Below are 22,193 nucleotides of genomic sequence, written 5' to 3' on the forward strand. Positions count from 1 at the left end.
GATCGTGCACCCCGCTCCAACTTCCTGTTCACTTGTGTCGATGAAGACGTCGCTCTGGGCAGGGGGCGCCGCGCCATGGACCCGGTGATCATCGTCGGAGCGGGGCCGGTCGGGCTCACGCTGGCGCTTGCGCTGGCGCGCCAGGAGGTCCCCTCGGTCGTCCTCGACGAGGGGCCGGGCAAGGACGACCAGCGCCCCGCTCGCACGGTCGTGCTGCGCGAGGACACCGCCGCGCTGCTGGAGCGACTGACCGGTGCGCCGATCGCCGACGCCGGTTTCCACTGGGCCGGATGGCGGTCGATGCGGCGCAAGCAGGTGATGCGTCAGATCTCTTTCGGGACCGAGGGATCCGACGGGCCGACCGACGCGCTTCCGTCGGGGCTCGGGTCGGGACCCGCAGCGGGACTCGGGGCGGAACCCGGCACGGAACCCGGCATCCCCCTGCACATCGCCCAGCACGTGCTGACCGGCGCCCTGCGGACCGCCATCGCGCGCGAGCGGCTCGTCGAACTCGCCGTCAACAGCCGTCTCGACTCCGTCGAGCAGGAGCCGTCCGGCGTCACGGCACACACCCGCGGCCCGGGCGGCACCTGGTGGCGCGGCAGTTACCTGGTCGGCTGCGACGGCCCGCGCTCCACGGTGCGCAAACTCCAGGACATCCGCTTCCCCGGACGTACGGCCGTGGAACGACACGCCGTGGCCGCGCTGCGTACGGAACTCCCGTGGCCCGGTGAGGCGTTGTTGCACCGGATGCCTCCGTGGCGGACCTCCGGGCCCTCGGCCGGGGAGATCACCGCCCGCCCGCTCCCGGACGGTGTGTGGCGCCTGGACTGGCTGATGCCGCCGGGCAAGGACCTGGTCACACCCGAGCTTCTCGTGACCCGGATCCGGGAGACCCTCGCGGGCTGGAGCGGCGGCCCCACACCGCCGTACGACCTGCTCGACACCGGCGTCCACATCGTCCACCACCGGCTCGCCCGGCGCTGGCGGGCCGGCCGGGTCTTCCTCGCCGGGGACGCCGCGCATCTGCTCGGCGCGCTCGGTACACAGGGGCTGGACGAGGGGCTGCGGGACGCCGACAACCTCGCCTGGAAGCTGGGGCTGGCCTGGCACCACGGTCCGCACGAGGCCCTGCTGGACAGCTACCAGACCGAGCGCCGCGCGGCCGTCTCCGCCCGGCTGCGCGCCGCCGACCAGGCGCTGCCGCTGCTGCGCGGCGGCGCGGGGCTGCGGTCGTACGTCCCCGGGTCGGCCCGCGGACACGACTCGCTGCTCACGGACGGTCACCTGGGGCGCGGAATCCTGGGCGAGCCGGGGACGTACGGCCATTCACCGCTGGCGCCCCAGCACATCGAGGCGGAGATCTCGGTGGACACCCCGCCCGGCGGACAGGTGACGGACGTACGGGTCACCGCCGAGGACGGTTCCTTCGTGCGGCTGCGGGAGCGGCTGGGACGCGGTGCGCTGCTGGTGGTGCTGGTCGCGCCCGGTACGGGTGTGTGGGAGCGCAAGCACTGGGTGAGCGCCGGGATCATGCCCCGGCTGGCGGCGGCGGTGGCCGCGCTGCCGCAGTCCGCCGAACTGCTGGTCACCGAGAGCTATCCGGGCGCCGCCGCCCACACCGTGCTTCTGGTCCGCCCGGACGGGCACCTCGTCACGGCGCTGAGCGGGGTACGCCCGGCCGACCTGTACGCGGCGGCCGAGGCGACGCTGGGCGGTCCCCCGCAGGACAGGACGGACGACAAGGCCGACGGGACGACGGGCAGGGGCGACAGGTCGAACGCGAAGGCGCACACCGAAGCCGCGGCGGGCACGCGCTGACACCTGCCCTCCGTCCGCGCCCGCTGCCCCTCCCGTCAGCGGGCGTCCACATGATGACAACGAGTTGACCGGTCAGCACCGCCATGCTGTACTCCGGAGCGTGACCGACGCCGACACCGATGTGCGCCTGTGGCGGAGGGTCCATATGGACCTCGTCCGCTATGCGGGCTGCGTGTGTCGTCCGTCCTGCTGAATTCGCATCCCCTTATTCCCGCGCGCGCCGCTCTTCCGCGCTGTCGCGCGCTCCCCGCGAACGTTCACCAGGACGGTACCCGTGTCCGTGTCACCCTCCGTATCCGCAACCGCCCGGGTCTCCGGGACTCCCAGGACCCCGACGCAGGCGGAACTGCTCGACTTCGTCCGGCGTACGGCAGCCGACGCCGAACTGATCGCCTCCCTGCCGCTCGACCCCGAGGGCCGCACCTGGGTGCGCCTGGAGGGCCCCGGCGGCAGCGAGGCCTGGCTGATCGGCTGGCCGCCCGGCACCGGCACCGGCTGGCACGACCACGCCGACTCGGTCGGCGCCTTCCTCACCGCGGCCGGCGAGCTCAAGGAGAACTCGCTCGCCGCCCGGCTGCCCACCGACGGCTGGAAGACCCTGGAACTCACCGAGGGTGTCGACCGGGAGCGACGGCTGTCGGAGGGCCAGGGCCGGAGCTTCGGCCGCCACCATGTGCACGAGGTTTTCAACGAGTCCCGCGACCAGCACGCGATCTCGGTCCACGCCTACTACCCGCCCCTCCCCCAGATCCGCCGCTACAGCCGTACCGGACAGGTGCTGCGCCTGGAGCACGTCGAGCGCCCGCAGGACTGGCAGTGAGTGAACAGCCCGTCGGCATCGACGGGTTGCTGGACCGCGTGCGCGAGACCTACGCGCGCGTGGAGGCACACGAGACGTACGAGGCCGCGCAGGCCGGCGAGGCGCTGCTGGTGGACATCCGGTACGCGGCCCTGCGTGAGCGCGACGGCCTGATCCCCGGCGCGCTCGTGGTCGAGCGCAACGAACTGGAGTGGCGCCTCGACCCGCTGGGCAGCCATCGCGCGCCTCAGGCGACCGGCCATGACCTGCGGATCGTGGTGATCTGCAACGAGGGGTACGCGTCGAGCCTCGCTGCCGTGTCCCTGCACCGGCTGGGGCTGCACCGGGCGACCGACCTGGTCGGAGGGTTCCAGGCATGGCGGGCGGCGGGGCTTCCGGTGACGTCGCGGGCAGCCTGACGGCCGAAGCCGTCGTACCGTCCACCCGGCCCCGAACGCGGTCGGCGCCCCCGCGCGTCCACCGTGTTCAGGGCCGGGGACGCAGGCCTCCCGAGCGGACAACTGCCTCTCGGGACGGCCGAACCTTCGGCACCACCGGGTTCAGAACTCCTCGTCCGCGAGAAACTCGGTGTCCTCGCCCTCCTCCTCCAGCGCCTGCCGAACGACCCGCAGGGCCATGCCCTGGGGGTAGCCCTTGCGGGCGAGCATGCCCGCGAGGCGCCGCAGCCGTTTGTCGCGGTCGAGTCCGCGGGTCGCACGCAGCTTGCGGGCGACGAGTTCACGCGCGGTCGTCTCCTCCTGCTCGGAGTCGAGCTGCCCGACGGCCTCGTCGATGAGCGTCGAGTCCACGCCCTTGGTACGCAGTTCCTGTACGAGCGCCCGCCGGGCCAGTCCCCGGCCGTGGTGCCGGGACTCGACCCAGGCGTCCGCGAAGGCGCTGTCGTTGATCAGTCCGACCTCCTCGAACCGCGACAGGACCCCCTCGGCCACCTCGTCCGGGATCTCCCGCTTGCGCAGGGCGTCCGCGAGCTGCTTGCGCGTACGCGGGGTCCCGGTGAGCAGGCGCAGGCAGATCGCCCGCGCCCGCTCAGCCGGGTCCGCCGGCGGCTCCGCCTTCTCGGCCCTCGACGAGGAGACGGAACCTCCGTCCTGTGGGTCGCCGCCCGCCTCGCCGAAGCCGCGACGCCGACGACGACCGCGCCCGCCACGCGAGCCCTCACCGTGTGGGCCGCCTTCGTCGTACGGGCCGCTCTCGCCGCCCAGGTCACCGCCGCCGCGGCGCCGTCCGCCTCCCGGCGAACCGTCGCCCCGGTACCGGGCGTCCCCCGGTGAATCCTGACCGCGGCGTGACCCGGCGCCGGGTCCTCCGCCACCCTCGTACACCCCGTCGCCTTCCCGGGCTCCGCGGCCACCCCCGTATGGCCCGGCATCCCTGTAGGCGCTGTCACCGCCCCCGGCAAAGCCCCCGCCGCCCCGGTCCTCCGAGGCACCGGGGTACGCGTACTCGGCCCAGTCGGTTCGTCGTGTCACGGGCTAGCTCTTGACCGCCGTGGCCGTGGCCTTGGCCTTGGTGGTCTTGGCCGCCGACGCGGGAGCAGGAACCGCCTTCGCCGCTCCGTCCGGGGCGACGGTGACCGCCGCGTCCGCGCCGGGTTCGGCGGCGGGCTTCTCCGGCCTGACACCGACCCCCAGCTTCTCCAGGATCTTCTTCTCGATCTCGTTGGCGAGGTCGGGGTTGTCCTTCAGGAAGTTGCGCGCGTTCTCCTTGCCCTGGCCGAGCTGGTCGCCCTCGTACGTGTACCAGGCGCCGGCCTTGCGGACGAAGCCGTGCTCCACGCCCATGTCGATCAGACCGCCCTCGCGGCTGATGCCGTGCCCGTAGAGGATGTCGAACTCGGCCTGCTTGAACGGCGGCGCGACCTTGTTCTTGACGACCTTGACGCGGGTGCGGTTGCCGACCGCGTCGGTGCCGTCCTTCAGCGTCTCGATACGACGGATGTCGAGCCGCACCGAGGCGTAGAACTTGAGCGCCCGGCCGCCGGTCGTGGTCTCCGGCGAGCCGAACATCACGCCGATCTTCTCGCGGAGCTGGTTGATGAAGATCGCGGTGGTCCCGGACTGGCTCAGCGCACCGGTGATCTTGCGGAGCGCCTGGCTCATCAGACGAGCCTGAAGACCCACGTGCGAGTCACCCATCTCGCCCTCGATCTCCGCGCGCGGCACGAGCGCGGCGACGGAGTCGATGACGATGAGGTCGAGGGCACCGGAGCGGACCAGCATGTCCACGATCTCCAGGGCCTGCTCGCCGTTGTCCGGCTGGGACAGGATCAGGTTGTCGATGTCGACGCCGAGCTTCTTCGCGTACTCGGGGTCGAGGGCGTGCTCCGCGTCCACGAAGGCGACCTGGCCTCCGGCCTTCTGCGCGTTCGCCACCGCGTGCAGGGTCAGGGTCGTCTTGCCGGAGGACTCCGGGCCGTACACCTCCACCACTCGGCCGCGCGGCAGCCCGCCGACGCCGAGGGCGACGTCGAGCGCGGTCGACCCGGTGGGGATGACCTCGATGGGCTCATTCGGCCGCTCGCCCAGGCGCATCACCGCGCCCTTGCCGAACTGCCGTTCAATCTGTGCGAGCGCGGCGTCCAGCGCCTTCTCGCGGTCGGTTCCTGCCATGGGTTCCACCCGATTTGCTTGAGTCGATCGCTTCACGTCAAAGACGCTAACGCCTGCCACTGACAATGCGCCCCGACGCCCGTCCGGCCTGTGGATAACTCGGGCACATCTCCATGAAAACCCTGACGAAATCCCCGTCGAGAGCCTCGCCGGAACCTCAATCAGAATGGATGTTCGATTTTCGTGTCAAGCGCAACACTCGGCACATCCGAGACTAGGTTCACGATGCGCCGAGGACCGGGATGTCGGGTTCGACACCCCAGGGGCACACGGCGCGCAACATGGTGCGGGGCGTCCACGACCGGACAGGACGGTGCCGGGCACCTCTGTCACGCGGTCGGCGCCCACCGGCCCTGTGGGCTCCCCCGCGGCGTCCGTCTCCGACAGGGCTACGACCGGGGCTCAGCTCACGCGGGCGTGGAGTCTTCCCCCGACGACGGACCCGGCCCCGGTTCCGGTGCGGGCGCCTCCGCGGAGTTCGCCGAGTCCTCGGGGTCGGCAGCCCGGCGCCCCTCCAGCAGGACCCGTAGCCGCGTGAGGATGCTGGTGCCCCGGCTGCGGTGCCCATGGACACGGGGGTCGTCCGTGACGTCGTACCGCTTCACGTACGCCCCCAGGAACGCCTGGAGCGTGGCGACCGCCGGGATGGCGATCAGCGCGCCGACCGCGCCGAGGAGCGCGGTGCCGGCGATGACCGAGCCGAAGGCGACCGCGGGATGGATGTCGACGGTCTTCGCGGTCAGCTTGGGCTGCAGCACGTAGTTCTCGAACTGCTGGTAGAGCACGACGAAGACGAGCACCCACAGCGCGTACCAGGGATCGACGGTGAAGGCGATCAGCATCGGCAGGGCGCCCGCGAGATACGTACCGATGGTCGGGATGAACTGCGACACCAGTCCCACCCAGACGGCGAGCACCGGGGCGTACGGCACTCTCAGGAACTCCAGCAGGACGTAGTGGGCGACCCCGGAGATGAGCGCCATCAGGCCGCGCGAGTACAGATAGCCGCCGGTCTTGTCGACGGCGATCTCCCACGCGCGCAGTACCTCGGCCTGCCGGGCGGGCGGCAGTACGGAGCACAGCGCGCGGCGCAGTCTCGGCCCGTCGGCGGCGAAGTAGAACGCGAACAGGGTGATCGTCAGCAGCTGGAAGAGCCCGCCCAGCACCTGGCCGGAGACGTCCAGGACGCCGGTGGCGCTGTTCTGTACGTAACTGCGCAGCCAGTCGGAGCGCAGCAGGCCCTCTTGGACGTCCACCCGCTTCAGGTCGGTGTTGAAGTGCGCGTTGATCCAGTTGATGACGGAGTCGAGATAGGCCGGGAAGTCCTCGACGATCTTGATGATCTGGCCGGCGAGCATGGAGCCGAGCAGGGTGATGAACCCGGCGACCGCGATGAGCAGTCCGATGAAGACCAGGAAGGTGGCCAGCCCCCGGCGCATGCCGCGCGACGCCATGCGGCTCACCGCGGGTTCGATCGCGAGCGCGGCGAAGAACGCGATGAGAATGTTGATCAACAGGCCGGTGAGCTCGTGGAAGGCCCAGCTGCCCAGCTGGAACAGGCCGACGAGGGCGAGCGCCAGCATCATGGCGCGGGGCAGCCAGCGGGGCATGCGCGCGCCCTGCCCGGCGGTGTACCCGGCCGGGGGTTCGGGCGGCGTCGCGCCGAACGGGGACGCCTGCTGTCCGGGCTGTCCGGTCTCGTCTGTGGATGCCACGGTGCAAGTCTCGCCCACGCTACCGAGGATCAGTCGCCACCCTGCGATCTACGCGGCCGACCGGCGCCGTTTCAGGACGATTTCACCGATTCTCCGACGGAACGTTCATGGCCGCGCACACCACACGCCACACGTCCTTCGCCTCCCAGCCGGCGTTCAGGGCCTCGTGCACGGTCCGTCCGCCGAGTTCCGTCATCACGTGATCGCGCGCGAAGGTGTCGGCGTACCCCGAACCGAAGTGATCCGCCATCCGCTGCCAGAAGACCGTCAACCGCATGATGTCAGTATCCCGCCCCTGAGGGTGGGCCGACGCCGGGACCGCTTGCCGGGACCGCTCCGCGCCCTACGGTCTGACCCATGGCCGAAACAGGAGCAGCCCCACTCCCCCCGACGCCCGACGCGCGTTCCCCGCTCTTCCGTGCCGAGCACTTCGTGTGGCTCACCGCGCGCGTGCTGGAGCAGCGCCGCTTCGCGTACCACTTCCTGAACGGAGGCGCCGACGAGGTGGAGATCGCGCTGGACGCCTACCGCAACGAGGACGGCGGGTACGGCCACGCGCTGGAACCCGATCTGCGCGGCCCCGTCAGCCAGCCCCTGCACACCGGGCACGCCCTGCGCGTCCTGGACGCCATCGGGCGCTGCGGCGGGCAGCGGGTGGAGCGTGTGTGCCGCTATCTGACCTCGGTCTCCGCACCGGACGGCGCGCTGCCGACGATCCACCCCAGCCAGCGCGGCTACCCGGCGGCGCCGTTCATGCCGATCGTCGCCGACCCGCCGAGCGAGCTCCTCGCCACGGGCCCGGTGGTGGGCCTGCTGCACCGCAACGAGGTGTGGCACGCCTGGCTGTTCCGGGCCACGGACTTCTGCTGGCAGGCGGTCGACTCCCTGGAGAAGTCCCATCCGTACGAGGTGGAGGCCGCCGTGGCCTTCCTGGACTCGGTCCCGGACCGCTCGCGCGCGCAGGCGGCGGCCGACCGACTGGGCCGCCTGGTACGCGAGCACCGGCTCGTGGCACTCGACCCGGAGCACCTCGACGCCTCCCCGGTGGCACCCGGCTACGCCCCGGGCGAGCACCACTTCCCGTACGACTACGCGAGGACACCGGGCTCACTCGCGCGCGCGTGGTTCACGGACGAGGAGATGACACGTTCCCTGGACTTCCTCGCGAGCGAGCAGCGTGAGGACGGCGGCTGGCCCATCCGCTGGCGCGCGTGGGCACCGGGCTCCGCCCTGGAGGCACGCCCCATGGTGACGGTCGAGGCACTGCGCACCCTGAAGGCGTACGGCCGCCCCGTCGGCTGACGGCAGGGCGCGCGCGAGCACGGGCGGCACTCAGCCCGTCATCGCCCGGACCCCCGCCGTCACCGCCACAGCGGCCGCGACGACGACCAGGAAGGGAGCGCGCAGCACCAGCGCCACGGCGGCTGCGGCGAGCCCTGCGGCCTTCGCGTCCAGGACGAGCACCCGCCCGTCGGCGAAGGCCTGCTGGGCCGTGAGAGCGGCGAGGAGGGCGACAGGGAGCAGGGCGGCCAGCCGTCTGACGAGCGGACGTTCCAGGACACCGGCGGGCACGAGGAGCCCGACGAGCTTGACGACGTAACAGCCGAGGGCGGTCACACCGATCGCGATCCAGACGTTCAACGGTCCGCCCCCTTCCCGTCCGTCTCCGCATCCCTCTTCAGGCCCGTCTCCACGCCCGTCCTCCCGTCCCGGTTCCTGTCCCTCGCCGCACGGCGGCCCTGGGCCCAGAGAACGGCGGGTGCCGCGAGCGCGGCCACCAGGACCGGCACACCCGCCGGCAGTACGGGCAGCAGTCCCAGCCCCAGCACCACCGCGAGGCCCGCGGCAGCGCGCTCCACGCCGGACTTCAGCATCGGCGCGAGCAGCGCCAGGAAGACGGCCGGCCCGGCGGCGTCCAAGCCCCAGGCGTCGGTGTCCCCGATGGCCTCGGCCCCCAGCCCGCCGAGCAGCGTCGTGAGGTTCCACAGCACGTACAGGGTGAGTCCCGTGACGGTGAAACCGATACGGGCGCTGCGCCGCGTGGGCTGCGCCAGGGCGACCACCGTGGTCTCGTCGATGACCCATTGGGCCGCGAACGGACGCACCGCGCGCGGGAGGGCCAACAGCTGCGACAGACGCAGCCCGTAGAAGGCGTTGCGCACCCCCAGGAAGAACGCGCCCGCTGCCGCGGTGAGCGGATTGCCGCCGGCCGCGAGCGCGCCCACGAGCGCGAACTGGGAGGCCCCGGTGAACACCAGAAGGCTGAGCGCACAGGTCTGCGGAAGCGTGAGCCCACTGCTCGCCGACGTCACCCCGAAGGCGAAACCGGACAGTCCGACGGCGATCCCGACTCCGAGGGCGTCTCGGACGACGGCGGCGTCCGGCTTGTCTCCGTCGTCGGCACGTATGTCTGCGAGAGCTGCTTGTTCTGCCATCCGTCCGACGGTAGGAGCAGGTGCTCCGCCGGGTCTTGTACGTTCTTGCGCTCGCGCTGGTACGCCCCTGGGGGCACGCCCACGATCCGGGTGAAGTGCCGGTTGAGGTGCGGCTGATCGGTGAAGCCGACGGCGACGGCCGCGTCGGCGGGTGCGGTCCCCGCGTCCAGCAGCCGTCGGGCCCGCCGCACCCGCGCGTCCGTCAGCCACGCGTGAGGCGGCAACCCGTATGTGTCACGGAAGGCCCGCAGCAGCGCGAAGGGGCTGGTGCCCAGGTCCCTGGCGAGTTTCTCCAGGGTCGGCGGCCCGGCCATCGTCTCCTCCAGCACGGCACGCGCGCGTGCCGCGATCCGCCCACCCGCCGTGGGCACGACCCGGTCCGGCAGGGCCCCGCCGTTGAGCCGGAGCAGCCGGGTCACCGCGACCCGCAGCAGCGTGTCGGCGGCCAACGCGTTGCCCTCCTCGGCCGCACGCAGCACTTCGTGAACCAGAGTGACCGAGTACGGATCGTCGAACACGGGGGCGGCAAAGCCCGGGGTCCCCCGGATCGCCGTCGTCTCCGCGGCGATCTCGGCCACCACTTCGGGCGCTGGGTAGACAGCCCCGTACCGCCACCCCTCGGGAACCCCCGCGCGCCCTGTGTGCGGCGTATCGGGATTGACCAGCGCGAGAGCCCCCGGCCCCGCGTACTGATCGGTTCCTCCATGGTGGAAGACCTCCGCGCCCTCGGTGATGGCGGCGATGACGAAGTTCTCGTGGGTGTGCCGGACAAAGGTCTTGTGGATGTACCGCGCACGCAGAAGGTCGACACCGGGCAGGTCCGCGTACCGCCAGTGCCGAGCCCGCTCACCCGAACCCGCCATGCCCCCATTCTCCGCGAAGGGGACTCAGCCCGCCGAGACGCACCCCCACGCACCCGCAGCCGCGACGCCGGAAAGGGGAGGTGCCGGAGCCGAACGCACGACCACCGGCCGGCAGCCCGCACTCAACCGCGCCGCCTCACCGCCGCACGGCCCCATCCCACCCTGCCTCGCCGCATCCCGCCCCACCGCCGCAGACGAACTCGCAGGTCAGGGCAATTGTCAGTGCCGAGGTGCAGGATGGACGCATGGTCAGCTCCGCACACCGAGCCCTCGACGGCTTCTCCCCCGCGACCCGCGGCTGGTTCACGGGGGCCTTCTCCGCGCCCACCGCGGCCCAGGCAGGCGCGTGGGCGGCCATCGGCGAGGGCTCGGACGTGCTGGTGGTCGCCCCGACCGGCTCGGGCAAGACGCTCGCCGCGTTCCTCGCCGCACTCGACCAGCTCACCTCGGCACCCGCGCCCGCCGACCCCCGCAAACGCTGCCGCGTGCTCTATGTGTCACCGCTCAAGGCCCTCGCGGTCGACGTGGAGCGCAACCTGCGCAGCCCCCTCACGGGCATCCGCCAGGAATCCGTGCGCCTGGGCCTGCCCGAGCCCGAGGTCAAGGTGGGCATCCGCTCCGGCGACACCCCGCCCGCCGAGCGCCGCGCCCTGGCCATCCGCCCGCCGGACATCCTGATCACCACCCCCGAGTCGCTGTTCCTGATGCTCACGTCGGCCACGCGCGACGCGCTGACCGGCGTGGAGACGGTGATCCTGGACGAGGTGCACGCGGTCGCGGGCACCAAACGCGGCGCGCATCTCGCGCTCTCCCTGGAGCGGCTGGACGAGCTGTTGCCGAGGCCCGCCCGCCGCATCGGCCTCTCCGCGACCGTCCGCCCGGTCGACGAGATCGCGCGTTACCTCTCCCCCCAGCGAAAGGTGGAGATCGTCCAGCCCAAGTCCGACAAGGAGTTCGACCTCTCGGTCGTCGTCCCGGTCGAGGACCTGGGCGAACTGGGCGGCTCCCCGGTCGCCGACGCGAACGAGGGAGCGGAACGGCCGTCCATCTGGCCGCACGTGGAGGAGCGGATCGCCGATCTCGTCCAGGCGCACCGCTCGACGATCGTGTTCGCCAACTCCCGCCGCCTCGCCGAGCGTCTGTGCAACCGGCTCAACGAGATCGCGTACGAGCGGGCCACCGGCGAACCCCTCGCCGAACACCACGCTCCCGCCGAGCTGATGGGCGGCTCGGGCGCGGCCCAGGGTGCCCCTCCGGTCATCGCCCGGGCCCACCACGGCTCGGTCTCCAAGGAGCAGCGCGCGCTCGTCGAGGAAGACCTCAAAGCGGGCCGACTGCCGGCTGTGGTGGCCACCTCCAGCCTCGAACTGGGCATCGACATGGGCGCAGTGGACCTGGTCGTCCAGGTCGAGTCACCCCCGTCCGTGGCCTCCGGGCTGCAACGCGTCGGCCGTGCCGGGCACCAGGTGGGCGCGGTCTCCACGGGCGTCGTCTTCCCCAAGTACCGGGGTGACCTCGTCCAGGCGGCCGTGGTCACCGAGCGCATGCGCACCGGTTCCATCGAGTCCCTGCGGGTCCCCGCCAACCCCCTGGACGTCCTCGCCCAGCAGCTCGTCGCGATGGTGGCGCTGGACACCTGGCAGGTCGACGACCTGCTGGCCACGGTCCGCCGGGCGGCGCCCTTCGCGTCCCTCCCGGAGTCGGCGTTCACCGCGGTCCTCGACATGCTCGCGGGCCGCTATCCGTCCGACGCGTTCGCGGAGTTGCGCCCGCGCGTGGTGTGGGACCGCGTCGCCGGCACGGTGACCGGCCGCCCGGGCGCACAGCGGCTCGCCGTCACCTCCGGGGGCACGATTCCCGACCGCGGGCTCTTCGGGGTCTTCCTCGCCGGCGCCGACCCCAAGAAGGGCGGCGGCCGGGTCGGCGAGCTGGACGAGGAGATGGTGTACGAGTCCCGCGTGGGGGACGTCTTCACCCTCGGTACGAGCTCCTGGCGCATCGAGGACATCACCCGCGACCGGGTCCTGGTGTCCCCCGCTCCCGGGGTCCCCGGCCGTCTCCCCTTCTGGAAGGGCGACCAGCTGGGCCGCCCGCTCGAACTGGGCCGCGCGGTGGGCGCGTTCCTGCGCGAGGTCGGCTCCCTGCCCGAGGAGGACGCCCGCCGCCGGCTCCTCGCCGCCGGACTCGACACCTGGGCCGCCGGCAACGTGATCTCCTACCTGGCCGAACAGCGCGAGGCCTGCGGGCACATCCCGGACGACCGGACCATCGTCGTGGAGCAGTTCCGGGACGAACTCGGCGACTGGCGGGTCGTCGTCCACTCCCCTTTCGGCGCCCAGGTCCACGCCCCGTGGGCACTCGCGCTCAGCGCCCGCCTGTCCGAGCGGTACGGCATGGACGCCCAGGTCATGCACGCCGACGACGGCATCGTGCTGCGTCTCCCGGACGCCGATCTGATGAGCCTGGACCTGCTCGACCAGGAGCCGGTGAGGGCCGGCCTGGAGTACGACGCGGAGAGGGCTCCCGTGGGCGCCGCGGACGTCGCCTTCGACAAGGGCGAGGTCAACCAGATCGTCACCGACCAGGTGGGCGGCTCCGCCCTGTTCGCGGCCCGCTTCCGCGAGTGCGCCGCGCGCGCCCTACTGCTCCCGCGCCGCAGCCCCGGCAAACGCACCCCGCTGTGGCAGCAACGCCAGCGGGCCTCCCAACTGCTCCAGGTGGCAAGCGAGTTCGGCTCGTTCCCCATCGTTCTCGAAGCGGTCCGCGAATGCCTCCAGGACGTCTTCGACGTGCCCGGTCTCGTGGAACTGATGGGTGACATCGAGTCCCGCAAGGTGCGCCTGGTCGAGGTCACCACCCCCGAGCCGTCCCCCTTCGCCCGCTCCCTCCTCTTCGGATACGTCGCACAGTTCCTGTACGAGGGTGACTCGCCGCTGGCCGAGCGGCGCGCCGCCGCCCTGTCGCTGGACTCGCGGCTGCTGGCCGAGTTGCTGGGCCAGGCGGAGCTGCGCGAACTGCTCGACGCCGAGGTCCTGGCCGAACTGGAGCGGGAACTCCAGTGGCTCACCGAGGACCGGCGCGCGAAGGACGCCGAGAGCGTCGCGGACCTGCTGCGTCTGCTCGGCCCGCTCACCGACGCCGAGCTGGCCGGGCGCGGCGCCGATCCGCAGTGGGCCCGGGAGCTGGCAGGCGCGCGTCGCGCGATCCGGGTCCGCATCGGCGGCGCCGACCACTGGGCGGCGATCGAGGACGCGGGCCGTCTGCGCGACGCGCTCGGCACGGCGTTGCCCGTGGGCGTCCCGGAGGCCTTCACCGAGCCGGTCAAGGACCCGCTCGGCGACCTCCTCGCCCGCCACGCCCGCACCCACGGCCCGTTCACCTCAGCCACGGCGGCCACCCGTTTCGGCCTGGGCGTGGCGGTCACCGAGGGCGCGCTTCATCGTCTGGCAGCGAGTGGCCGCGTCGTACAAGGGGAGTTCCACCCGGCCGGCATCGGCCAGGAGTGGTGCGACGCGGCGGTTCTGCGCCGCCTCCGGCGCCGTTCCCTGGCCGCCCTGCGGCACGAACTGGAGCCGGTGCCGCCCGCGGCGCTCGCGCAGTTCCTGCCGCAGTGGCAGCACGTCGGCAAGGGCCACGGTCTGCGCGGCGTCGACGGGCTGGTGCGCGCGGTCGAGCAGTTGCAGGGCGCCTCCGTGCCGGCGTCGGCCCTGGAGAAGCTGGTCCTGCCGTCCCGGGTGGCGAACTACGCCCCCGCGATGCTCGACGAGCTCACGGCGGCCGGGGAGATCGTCTGGGCCGGGGCGGGCGCCCTCCCCGGCAAGGACGGCTGGGTGTCCCTGTACCTGGCGGACACGGCCCCGCTCCTCCTGCCACCGCCCCACCCCCTGGAACCCACCGCACTCCACCAGTCCGTCCTCGACGCCCTCACCGGGGGCTACGGGCTCTTCTTCCGCCAGATCGCCGACCAGGTCCGCGCCACCACGCACCCGGACGCCACCGATCCCCAGCTGGCCGACACCGTCTGGGACCTGGCCTGGTCGGGCCGGCTCACCAACGACACGCTCGCCCCGATGCGCTCTCTCCTCGGCTCGGGCCGTACGGCAGGCTCGACGGCACACCGGGCGAAACGCGCCGTCCCGCGCGGCAGATACGGCTCGCTGACGGCCGCCGCCCGCCCAGCCTCCCGCAGCGGTCCGCCGACCGTGGCGGGCCGCTGGTCCCTGCTCCCCGGACCTGAGCCCGACCCCACCGTCCGCGCCCACGCCCTGGCCCGCACCCTGCTGGACCGCCACGGGGTGGTGACCCGGGGAGCCGTTTCCGCGGAGGGCGTCGAGGGCGGCTTCTCGGCCGTGTACCGCATCCTCTCCGCCTTCGAGGACAGCGGTCAGGCCCGTCGCGGCTACGTGGTGGAGGGCCTCGGCGCCGCCCAGTTCGCCATGGACGGCGCGGTGGACCGCCTCAGGGCAACAGCGAACGCCCGGGACCGCGGCGACTCCCACCCCGCCCCGGCCTTCGGCACCGGCACGGCCGGCGCGCACGAAACCGCCTCCCCCGCCGACCACGGCTTCACAAAGGACTTCGACCTCGGCCTCGACCTCGACTTCGGCTCCGAATCCCCCCACGCCCCCGTCGCACAGAGCGGACACGCCTCCAGCCACGGTTTCGCCGGAAGCGCCCTGCCCCGGGCCGCCTCCTCCGAGGCCGGCCGTGCCGTCGTCCTCGCCGCCGCCGATCCGGCGAACGCGTACGGTGGTGCGCTGCCCTGGCCCGAACCCCCGACCGGCGCCGGCCACAAACCGGGCCGCAAGGCGGGTTCACTGGTGGTACTGGTCGACGGGGAACTGACGCTCTACATGGAGCGCGGCGGCAAGACGCTGCTCGCCTGGCCCTCCGAACCGGACGGCCGGACCACCGAGGACCCGCGTCTGCGCGCGGCGTCGGAAGCCCTCTCCACTGCGGCCCGCGCGGGTTCCCTCGGCACCGTCACGGTGGAGCGAGTCAACGGCGCCTCGGCCCTGACCTCCCCCTTCGGCACCCTCCTGGAAGGAGCGGGCTTCATCGCGACCCCCCGCGGACTACGCCTCCGCGCCTGATCACCGGCCGCCTGCTCCCCCGCTCGCCCACTACCCCGCTAAAGACCCCGTCCCACCTCGGCATGTCACCCTGGATGCATGCCCGAAGGTGACACGGTCTGGCAGGCCGCGAAGCGACTGCACAACGCACTCGCCGGCACGGTACTGACCCGTTCCGACCTCCGTGTGCCCAGGTACGCCACGGCCGACCTCACCGGCCGCGCCGTCCTGGAGGTCACCCCGCGCGGCAAACACCTCCTCACCCGTGTCGAGGGCGGCCTGACCCTGCACTCGCATCTGCGGATGGACGGCGCCTGGAAGGTGTACGAGAACGGCCGACGCTGGAGCGGCGGCCCGTCCCACCAGATCCGGGCGATCCTCGGCACCGCGGACCGCACCGCCGTCGGCTACCGCCTCCCCGTGCTCGAACTGCTGCGCACCACCGACGAACACCGGGCGGTCGGCCATCTCGGCCCCGACCTCCTGGGCCCGGACTGGGACCCCGACCAGGCTCTCGCCAACCTCCTCGCGGACCCTGCCCGCTCTCTGGGCGAAGCGCTGCTCGACCAGCGCAATCTCGCCGGCATCGGCAACGTCTACAAGAGCGAGCTGTGCTTCCTCCTGGGCGCCACCCCCTGGCTCCCTGTCGGCGCCCTGCCCGCCGACCGCACCGCGAAGCTGCCCGCCCTCGCGAAGAAGCTCCTCGAAGCCAACCGGGACCGCCCGGTCCGCAGTACGACGGGCCGCCGCGGCCAGGACCTCTTCGTGTACGGCCGGGCACCGCGCCCCTGTCTGCGCTGCCGAACCCCCGTCCGCGTCGCCAACCAGGGCGACGGCTCCCGCGAACGCCCCACCTACTGGTGCCCGGCCTGCCAACTGGGCCCGGCCCCCGCCCCCGGAGCCGCCAGGACACAGCGGAAGCCACTCCCGTACGACTGACACCGCACCCGTACGGCTGGCATCGCACCGCGCCCTCACGCCCCCGTCGCTCGGACCGGAGCCGCACGACCAATTGACGATCCGTCAGAAACCCTCGTACCGTCCCAGCATGCCCGTACAGGCGTACGACCTCACCGGACGCACCGCATTCGTCACCGGGGCCGCCAGCGGCATCGGACGCGCATCCGCCGTACTGCTCGCCGAGGCGGGCGCCCTGGTGCACTGTGCCGACCGGGACGCGCAGGGACTGCACGAGACGGCGACCCTGATCAAGGGCATGGGCGGCACAGCCCGTACCCATCACCTGGACGTCACCGACCGGGCCCAGGTCCGGCAGGCCGTGGCCGCGTGCGAGCGACTGGACGTCATGGCGGCGGTCGCCGGGATCATGCACAGCAGTCCCGTCCTGGAGACCCGCGACGAGGATCTCGACCGGGTCCTCGGCATCAACTTCAAGGGGGTGCTCTACGCCTGCCAGGAGGCGGCCCGCGTGATGATCTCCCGGAACACCAGGGGCAGCATCGTCACCATGGCCTCGGGCGCCGTCGACACGGGCAACCCCGGCCTGCTCTGCTACGGCGTCGCGAAGGCAGCCGTGGTCCAGCTGACGAAGACGCTGGCCGCCGAGATCGGCCGCCACGGCATCCGCGTCAACGCGGTCGCGCCGGGCTGGATCCGTACCCCGATGACCGACCGCCACGACGGCGAGGCGCAGGCGCGCACCGAGGCTCTGATGTCCCGGATGGCCCCGCTGGGCCGGGTCGGCGAACCGGAGGAGGTCGCCCACGCGGTACTGCACCTGGCGTCCGACGCGTCGGCGTTCACGACGGGCCAGATCCTCCGCCCGAACGGCGGCGTGGCGATGCCCTGGTAGACAGCGATGCCCCGGTAGACCCTGCACCGCCACCGACTCCCGCACCGGCGCGCCCCCGCACCGCTGCCCCGACCCCCACGACCCGCGCCGCCCGAGCCTTCGGCACACAGTGCACCGGCAGGAGGCTCAGGCCCCACCCCCCGGCCGCGACCGTCCCCTCCAGCACCCCCGCACCGGGCGCCAGCGCGAGGCGCAGCACGGCCCACCACCACACGACACCGAGCCCCAGCAGCGCCCCCCGGCGAACTGTCCGCACCGCCATGGCCCACCTCCAGCCCCACGCTAGAACGCCACGCCCACCTGAACACAGGGCGCATCACCGGCACAGAGGCGCACCGCTTTCCCAGGGAGCGCCGCCCGGGAAACCCGCACGCGCCCGCCTCCTCCCCACCATGACCGCCGTACGACCCACCGGCAAACGCACCAGGGGACGGCCCCCACGAGAGTGCGCGGCGAGCGCGCTGCGAGCGCCCGGGGGCGTGCGCACAACGCGAAAACCCCGACCGCACTCCCCCGGGTCTGCCCGGAGGAGCCCCGGCCGGGGCTCTCACACACTCACTGATCGCGCACCTCAGGCGGCGACGACATCCACCGCTTCTGCGGGCGCCTTGATGGTCACCCGTTCCGGTGGCACACCGGCCACCGATACGGAACCCAGCCTTGGACGCACCGGCGTGGGCACAGGTTCGTTGGCCGCAGCAGACTGGGCCAGCTCGGCGAGAGCGAGATCGTCGCTCACTTCCCGCATGAGCTCGGACATCCGTACGTCCAGCGCGTCGCAGATCGCGGACAGCAGCTCGGAGGATGCCTCCTTCTGCCCCCGCTCCACCTCGGAGAGATAGCCGAGTGAGACTCGGGCGGACGAGGAGACTTCGCGCAGAGTACGGCCCTGGCGCTGGCGCTGCCGACGCAGCACGTCACCCAACAGGCGACGGAGCAGAATCATCGGTGGCTCCCTCCTCGGACCGTGTAGCCGCATCCTTCACGCCCCACCGTACCGCCTTGCGCCGCGGCCGTGCGGGGAGCGATGTCGTGTTCACTCAGGGCTGCAAACATCAGGTCCCCCCGTTCTGTTCCGTATCCTGTGCCCGCTCGTTTCCGGTCTGTTCGCCCGCGATCTCCTCCAGGAGGAGTGCGAGTACGCTCCGTACACTCTCCATACGAATTTCCGCCCGGGAGCCGTTCAACCGCAGCGCCGCCACTTTTCCGCCACTTTCCCCATGGGAATCCGCTGTGCGAGGGCCGTCCACGGCCACGAAAACCGTCCCGACGGGCTGCCCGTCCTGCGGCTCCGGGCCGGCGACACCGGTCGTCGCGACACCCCAGTCGGCGCCGAGAACCCTCCGGGCTCCGGCCGCCATCTGGGCCGCGACCTGCGGATCCACCGCTCCCCGGCCGGCCAGCAGCGCGGCGTCGACACCCAGCACCTGGTGCTTCAGTTCGGTCGCGTACGCCGTCACCGCGCCCCGGAACGCCTTGGAGGCGCCGGGCACCGATGTGATCTCCGCCGCGACCAGACCACCGGTGAGGGACTCCGCGACAGCGAGCGTCTCACCCCTCACCGTGAGTAGTCTCACCACGTCGGCGGCGACGGAACTCACCGTTCCGCCTCCGTGGACGCGGCCGCGCGGTCGGCGATTCCCTGCCTGCGCAGCACAATGGCCTGTCTTACGTAGTCCAGCCCGGTCACCACGGTCAGCACCACCGCCGCGGCCATCACCCAGAACCTCAAGGTGGCTAGCGGTCCCGTCAGAGCCAGCACGTACATCCCTACGGCCACGCCCTGCGTGAGCGTCTTGAGCTTGCCTCCGCGGCTCGCGGGGATCACGCCGTAACGGATCACGACGAAGCGCAGCAGCGTGATCCCGAGCTCGCGACCGAGGATCACACCGGTCACCCACCACGGCAGATCACCGAGCGCGGAGAGACAGATCAGCGCCGATCCCATGATCGCCTTGTCGGCGATGGGGTCGGCGATCTTCCCGAAGTCGGTGACGAGGTCGTACGTGCGCGCCAGATGGCCGTCGAAGATGTCGGTGATCATGGCGACGGCGAAGGCCGCCCAGGCGAGCGAGCGCCAGGCCGGGTCGTACCCGCCGTCGGCCAGCATCAGCGCGACGAAACCCGGGACAAGCAGCAGGCGGATCATCGTAAGAATGTTCGCGATGTTCCAGAGGCTGGCCTGATTGACGGCCGCGGCCCCCAGCTTCCCGCCACGCACCGCCTTCCCACCCTCCTGATCACCGGAAACCAGGGGGTCGGGAGGGGACCCGGACACCCCGGAGCCCGCAGTGGCGCCGAAGGGCGCGGGGGCGACCGAGGGGCCGACGGCCCCGGTGGCACCCATCACGCCCGGCACACTCACCGCACCCGGCACGCTCTTGGCGTTCCGCGCGCTGGAGGAGCCGCCCGCTGCGGATGCCGGGACTCCGGTCATCTGGCTGCCTCCTCTGAATGCGAACACGCGAGCGAGCCGATCGAGCCGGGGAGCAGCTCGGCCAGCAGGTCGACACCTTCCGTGCCGACCACTTTCGCCTCGACCATACGACCGACACTCAGCTCTTCGCCGCTGTCGAGGCCCGTGAAATCCTCGAAGTTGGTGAACAGCACCTGCCCGTCGGTCTCCGGCGCCTGGTGCGCGCCACGGCCGTACGCGCCCTCCTCGCCACCGACCGACTCGACCAGCACGCGCACCGTCTCACCGACGCGCTCCTCCGCACGCTGCGAGACCAGTTCCTCGGCGAGCCGCGACACCCGGGCGAGCCGCGCCTCGACCACGTCCTCGTCCAGCTTGTTCTCGTACGTCGCCGCTTCGGTGCCGTCCTCGTCGGAATACCCGAAGACACCGATGGCGTCCAGACGCGCGTTGGTCAGGAACCGCTCCAGCTCCGCCAGATCGGCCTCGGTCTCGCCCGGGAAGCCCACGATGAAGTTGGACCGCACGCCGGCCTGCGGCGCCTTGCTCCGAATGGTGTCGAGCAGCTCCAGAAAGCGGTCCGTGTCACCGAAGCGCCGCATCGCGCGCAGCACGTCGGGCGCGGAGTGCTGGAAGGAGAGGTCGAAGTAGGGGGCGACCTTCGGGGTCGAGGTCAGCACGTCGATGAGGCCCGGGCGCATCTCGGCGGGCTGGAGGTAGCTCACTCGCACCCGCTCGATGCCGTCGACGCCCGCGAGCTCGGGCAGCAGCGACTCCAGCAGCCGGATGTCACCCAGGTCCTTGCCGTACGAGGTGTTGTTCTCGGAGACCAGCATGACCTCCTTGACGCCCTGCTCGGCGAGCCACCTGGTCTCGTTCAGTACGTCGCTGGGGCGACGCGAGATGAAGGAGCCGCGGAAGGACGGGATGGCGCAGAACGTGCAGCGCCGGTCGCAGCCTGAAGCGAGCTTCACCGAGGCGACGGGCGCGCCGTCGAGCCGCCGGCGCAGTGGCGCACGGGGGCCGGAGACCGGAGCGACGCCTTCGGGAAGGTCGGCGGGAGCCTCGGCCGGTTCCACCGGACCGGCGGCCGGGGCGGTGTCGGAGTCCGCGGCGGCACCGTGCCCCGGAAGAGCGATCCCCGCACCGGCGCCCTGCCGCTCCGCCGGGCTGATCGGCAGCAGCTTGCGGCGGTCGCGCGGGGTGTGCGAGGCGTGGATGCCGCCGTTCAGGATGGTCCGGAGGCGGTCGGAGATGTCGGCGTAGTCGTCGAAGCCGAGCACGCCGTCCGCCTCGGGGAGGGCCTCGGCGAGTTCCTTGCCGTACCGCTCGGCCATGCAGCCCACCGCCACGACGGCCTGGGTTCTGCCGTGCCCCTTGAGGTCGTTGGCCTCCAGAAGGGCGTCGACGGAGTCCTTCTTGGCGGCCTCGACGAAGCCACAGGTGTTGACGACGGCGACGTCCGCGTCCTCGGCGTCCTCCACGAGTTGCCAGCCGTCCGCCTCCAAGCGGCCTGCGAGCTCCTCCGAGTCCACCTCGTTACGGGCGCAGCCAAGAGTGACAAGTGCGACGGTACGGCGTTCAGGCATGGGCTCAAGACTACTTCGTCCCACTGACACCCCACGTCGACGGGGCCAGCCGATCCCGGCCGACCCCGTACCTGTGAACCCTCGAAGGGCGGTACCGCTTATCCGACCTCGGGGTCGCCCTTCGTGTACGTGAGCCGCTCCACGGCACCCGGCTGGAACTCGTCCTCGATCTTCTTGCCGTTCACGTACAGCTGGATGGCGCCCGCGTCGCCCAGGACGAGGTTGATCTCCTCGTTGTCCTGGAAGGTCTGGGACTGGCCCTGCTTGAGCAGGCCGTCGAAGAGCAGGCGGCCGTTGTGGTCCTTGGCGGAGATCCAGCTGCGCCCGTCCGCGGCGCTCACCTGGACGGTCACCTTGTCGCGCGGCGCCGCCGCGATCGCGCTGTCCGACGGGTCCGGCTTCGGGTCGGCGGGCTTGTCCTTCTTGGGGGTGGCCGAGGTCGAGGCGCTGGCCGTGGGCGTGGAGCCCTCGGCGACCTGCGCCTGCGTGCCCTCGTCGCCGTCACCGCCCTTGACCAGCGTGAAGCCGACGAAGCCGATCACGGCGACGATCGCGGCCACCATCGCCGCGGTCCAGTTCGGTCCGCGCCGCTCGGGACGGATGCGTTCCGCCTCGAACATCGGCGCGGCGGGGGTCGGCGCCGGACGCCCGCCATGGGCGTCGGCGAACTGTACGAGGAGCGGCTCGGGGTCGAGCTGGACGGCACGGGCGATGGTTCGGATGTGCCCGCGCGCGTAGACGTCTCCGCCGCAGGGGGCGAAGTCGTCCTGTTCGATCGCGTGCACGATGGCGATCCGGACCCGGGTGGCGGAACTGACGTCGTCGACGGTCAGCCCTGCCGCGATGCGCGCCTGCTGGAGGGCACGACCGATCGAAGGGCGGGCTGCTTCCTCCAGATCGTCGCGGTCTTCTTCGAACGGACGCTCGTCTTGTGGAGAGTTGCCGATGGACACGGGGGCGCCTTTCGAGCGTTTAGCCACCTGTGCTGGAAGTTCAGTTTAGGGGGGTTCGGAATGAGTGGGGCAACCGGGCGGACGGAC

At 72.0% G+C, this 22,193-nt stretch carries 21 protein-coding genes; 8 read left to right on the plus strand and 13 right to left on the minus strand.

Annotated elements, in window-relative coordinates:
- Positions 1–75: 75 nt before the first annotated feature.
- From OG595_RS09830 to OG595_RS09845, 4 genes are all read left to right on the plus strand, one after another.
- Positions 76–1,821 (plus strand): FAD-dependent monooxygenase, encoded by a 1,746-nt coding sequence (locus OG595_RS09830; RefSeq protein WP_329270105.1) that lies wholly within the window; start codon positions 76–78, stop codon positions 1,819–1,821.
- A gap of 121 nt (positions 1,822–1,942) precedes the next feature.
- Positions 1,943–2,014, plus strand: a complete 72-nt coding sequence (locus OG595_RS09835; protein ID WP_309544753.1) for a putative leader peptide — start codon at positions 1,943–1,945, stop codon at positions 2,012–2,014.
- Between the two features lie 81 nt (positions 2,015–2,095).
- Positions 2,096–2,641, plus strand: a complete 546-nt coding sequence (locus tag OG595_RS09840) for a cysteine dioxygenase (RefSeq protein WP_329270107.1) — start codon at positions 2,096–2,098, stop codon at positions 2,639–2,641.
- Entirely contained in the window at positions 2,632–3,039 is a 408-nt protein-coding gene (locus tag OG595_RS09845; protein ID WP_329282769.1) for a rhodanese-like domain-containing protein, read from the plus strand. Before OG595_RS09840 ends, OG595_RS09845 begins: the two co-directional genes overlap by 10 nt.
- Before the next feature lie 141 nt (positions 3,040–3,180).
- Here OG595_RS09845 and recX read toward each other — a convergent pair whose 3' ends face one another.
- From recX to OG595_RS09865, 4 genes are all read right to left on the minus strand, one after another.
- The gene (recX, locus tag OG595_RS09850; RefSeq protein ID WP_329270110.1) at positions 3,181–4,110 is read right to left on the minus strand and encodes a recombination regulator RecX; all 930 of its coding nucleotides are present in this window, start codon (positions 4,108–4,110) and stop codon (positions 3,181–3,183) included.
- Between the two features lie 3 nt (positions 4,111–4,113).
- Positions 4,114–5,250 carry a recombinase RecA gene (recA, locus tag OG595_RS09855; RefSeq protein WP_329270112.1) on the minus strand — a complete coding sequence of 379 codons (1,137 nt, stop codon included), beginning with the start codon at positions 5,248–5,250 and terminating at the stop codon, positions 4,114–4,116.
- Positions 5,251–5,657: 407 nt separating this feature from the next.
- The gene (locus tag OG595_RS09860; RefSeq protein ID WP_329270115.1) at positions 5,658–6,965 is read right to left on the minus strand and encodes an AI-2E family transporter; all 1,308 of its coding nucleotides are present in this window, start codon (positions 6,963–6,965) and stop codon (positions 5,658–5,660) included.
- 82 nt (positions 6,966–7,047) lie between these two features.
- On the minus strand, positions 7,048–7,242 hold the full coding sequence (locus tag OG595_RS09865; protein ID WP_329270117.1) for a DUF3046 domain-containing protein: 195 nt from the start codon (positions 7,240–7,242) through the stop codon (positions 7,048–7,050).
- 80 nt (positions 7,243–7,322) lie between these two features.
- Between OG595_RS09865 and OG595_RS09870 the strand changes: the two genes are divergently transcribed.
- Positions 7,323–8,267: a hypothetical protein gene (locus OG595_RS09870; RefSeq protein ID WP_329270120.1), complete on the plus strand. Its 945-nt coding sequence runs from the start codon at positions 7,323–7,325 to the stop codon at positions 8,265–8,267.
- A gap of 30 nt (positions 8,268–8,297) precedes the next feature.
- Here the strand turns inward: OG595_RS09870 and OG595_RS09875 are convergent, their stop codons facing one another.
- From OG595_RS09875 to OG595_RS09885, 3 genes are read right to left on the minus strand one after another with little or no spacing between them, the layout of a single operon-like run.
- Positions 8,298–8,606, minus strand: coding sequence for an AzlD domain-containing protein (locus OG595_RS09875; RefSeq protein WP_189147509.1), 309 nt, complete (start codon positions 8,604–8,606; stop codon positions 8,298–8,300).
- A complete protein-coding gene (locus tag OG595_RS09880; protein WP_329282771.1) occupies positions 8,603–9,373 on the minus strand; it encodes an AzlC family ABC transporter permease in 771 nt (256 codons plus the stop codon). Before OG595_RS09880 ends, OG595_RS09875 begins: the two co-directional genes overlap by 4 nt.
- Complete coding sequence (locus tag OG595_RS09885; RefSeq protein WP_329270123.1) at positions 9,274–10,263, minus strand: AraC family transcriptional regulator; 990 nt, start codon at positions 10,261–10,263, stop codon at positions 9,274–9,276. The genes OG595_RS09880 and OG595_RS09885 overlap by 100 nt, the downstream gene beginning before the upstream one ends.
- 245 nt (positions 10,264–10,508) lie before the next feature.
- Between OG595_RS09885 and OG595_RS09890 the strand changes: the two genes are divergently transcribed.
- From OG595_RS09890 to OG595_RS09900, 3 genes are all read left to right on the plus strand, one after another.
- Positions 10,509–15,356: an ATP-dependent helicase gene (locus tag OG595_RS09890; RefSeq protein ID WP_329270125.1), complete on the plus strand. Its 4,848-nt coding sequence runs from the start codon at positions 10,509–10,511 to the stop codon at positions 15,354–15,356.
- A gap of 78 nt (positions 15,357–15,434) precedes the next feature.
- Positions 15,435–16,274 carry a DNA-formamidopyrimidine glycosylase family protein gene (locus OG595_RS09895; RefSeq protein ID WP_329270127.1) on the plus strand — a complete coding sequence of 280 codons (840 nt, stop codon included), beginning with the start codon at positions 15,435–15,437 and terminating at the stop codon, positions 16,272–16,274.
- A 109-nt stretch (positions 16,275–16,383) separates the two neighbouring features.
- Positions 16,384–17,148: an SDR family NAD(P)-dependent oxidoreductase gene (locus tag OG595_RS09900; protein WP_329270129.1), complete on the plus strand. Its 765-nt coding sequence runs from the start codon at positions 16,384–16,386 to the stop codon at positions 17,146–17,148.
- On the opposite strand, the gene OG595_RS09905 is transcribed toward OG595_RS09900, so the two are convergent.
- The 6 genes from OG595_RS09905 to OG595_RS09930 all read right to left on the minus strand — a co-directional run bounded on the left by OG595_RS09905 (position 17,096) and on the right by OG595_RS09930 (position 22,106).
- On the minus strand, positions 17,096–17,410 hold the full coding sequence (locus OG595_RS09905) for a hypothetical protein (RefSeq protein ID WP_329270131.1): 315 nt from the start codon (positions 17,408–17,410) through the stop codon (positions 17,096–17,098). The two genes, OG595_RS09900 and OG595_RS09905, sit on opposite strands and share 53 nt — an antisense overlap.
- 309 nt (positions 17,411–17,719) lie before the next feature.
- Positions 17,720–18,094, minus strand: coding sequence for a helix-turn-helix domain-containing protein (locus OG595_RS09910; protein WP_164318274.1), 375 nt, complete (start codon positions 18,092–18,094; stop codon positions 17,720–17,722).
- Between the two features lie 109 nt (positions 18,095–18,203).
- A complete protein-coding gene (locus tag OG595_RS09915; protein ID WP_329270135.1) occupies positions 18,204–18,749 on the minus strand; it encodes a CinA family protein in 546 nt (181 codons plus the stop codon).
- Positions 18,746–19,585, minus strand: coding sequence for a CDP-diacylglycerol--glycerol-3-phosphate 3-phosphatidyltransferase (gene pgsA, locus OG595_RS09920; RefSeq protein ID WP_329270137.1), 840 nt, complete (start codon positions 19,583–19,585; stop codon positions 18,746–18,748). The genes OG595_RS09915 and pgsA overlap by 4 nt, the downstream gene beginning before the upstream one ends.
- Entirely contained in the window at positions 19,582–21,153 is a 1,572-nt protein-coding gene (gene rimO, locus OG595_RS09925; protein ID WP_329270140.1) for a 30S ribosomal protein S12 methylthiotransferase RimO, read from the minus strand. Before rimO ends, pgsA begins: the two co-directional genes overlap by 4 nt.
- A 98-nt stretch (positions 21,154–21,251) precedes the next feature.
- Complete coding sequence (locus tag OG595_RS09930; protein ID WP_329270142.1) at positions 21,252–22,106, minus strand: helix-turn-helix domain-containing protein; 855 nt, start codon at positions 22,104–22,106, stop codon at positions 21,252–21,254.
- Positions 22,107–22,193 lie beyond the last annotated feature (87 nt).

The organism is Streptomyces sp. NBC_01451 (assembly GCF_036227485.1).
Classification (GTDB): Bacteria; Actinomycetota; Actinomycetes; order Streptomycetales; family Streptomycetaceae; genus Streptomyces.

Coding starts and splice junctions, on each gene's coding strand:
- OG595_RS09900 (WP_329270129.1), top strand. CDS start 16,384: ATGCCCGTACAGGCGTACGACCTCACCGGACGCACCGCATTCGTCACC.
- OG595_RS09830 (WP_329270105.1), top strand. CDS start 76: ATGGACCCGGTGATCATCGTCGGAGCGGGGCCGGTCGGGCTCACGCTG.
- OG595_RS09905 (WP_329270131.1), bottom strand. CDS start 17,410: ATGGCGGTGCGGACAGTTCGCCGGGGGGCGCTGCTGGGGCTCGGTGTC.
- OG595_RS09865 (WP_329270117.1), bottom strand. CDS start 7,242: ATGCGGTTGACGGTCTTCTGGCAGCGGATGGCGGATCACTTCGGTTCG.
- rimO (WP_329270140.1), bottom strand. CDS start 21,153: ATGCCTGAACGCCGTACCGTCGCACTTGTCACTCTTGGCTGCGCCCGT.
- OG595_RS09890 (WP_329270125.1), top strand. CDS start 10,509: ATGGTCAGCTCCGCACACCGAGCCCTCGACGGCTTCTCCCCCGCGACC.
- OG595_RS09910 (WP_164318274.1), bottom strand. CDS start 18,094: ATGATTCTGCTCCGTCGCCTGTTGGGTGACGTGCTGCGTCGGCAGCGC.
- OG595_RS09895 (WP_329270127.1), top strand. CDS start 15,435: ATGCCCGAAGGTGACACGGTCTGGCAGGCCGCGAAGCGACTGCACAAC.
- OG595_RS09885 (WP_329270123.1), bottom strand. CDS start 10,263: ATGGCGGGTTCGGGTGAGCGGGCTCGGCACTGGCGGTACGCGGACCTG.
- recA (WP_329270112.1), bottom strand. CDS start 5,250: ATGGCAGGAACCGACCGCGAGAAGGCGCTGGACGCCGCGCTCGCACAG.
- pgsA (WP_329270137.1), bottom strand. CDS start 19,585: ATGACCGGAGTCCCGGCATCCGCAGCGGGCGGCTCCTCCAGCGCGCGG.
- OG595_RS09870 (WP_329270120.1), top strand. CDS start 7,323: ATGGCCGAAACAGGAGCAGCCCCACTCCCCCCGACGCCCGACGCGCGT.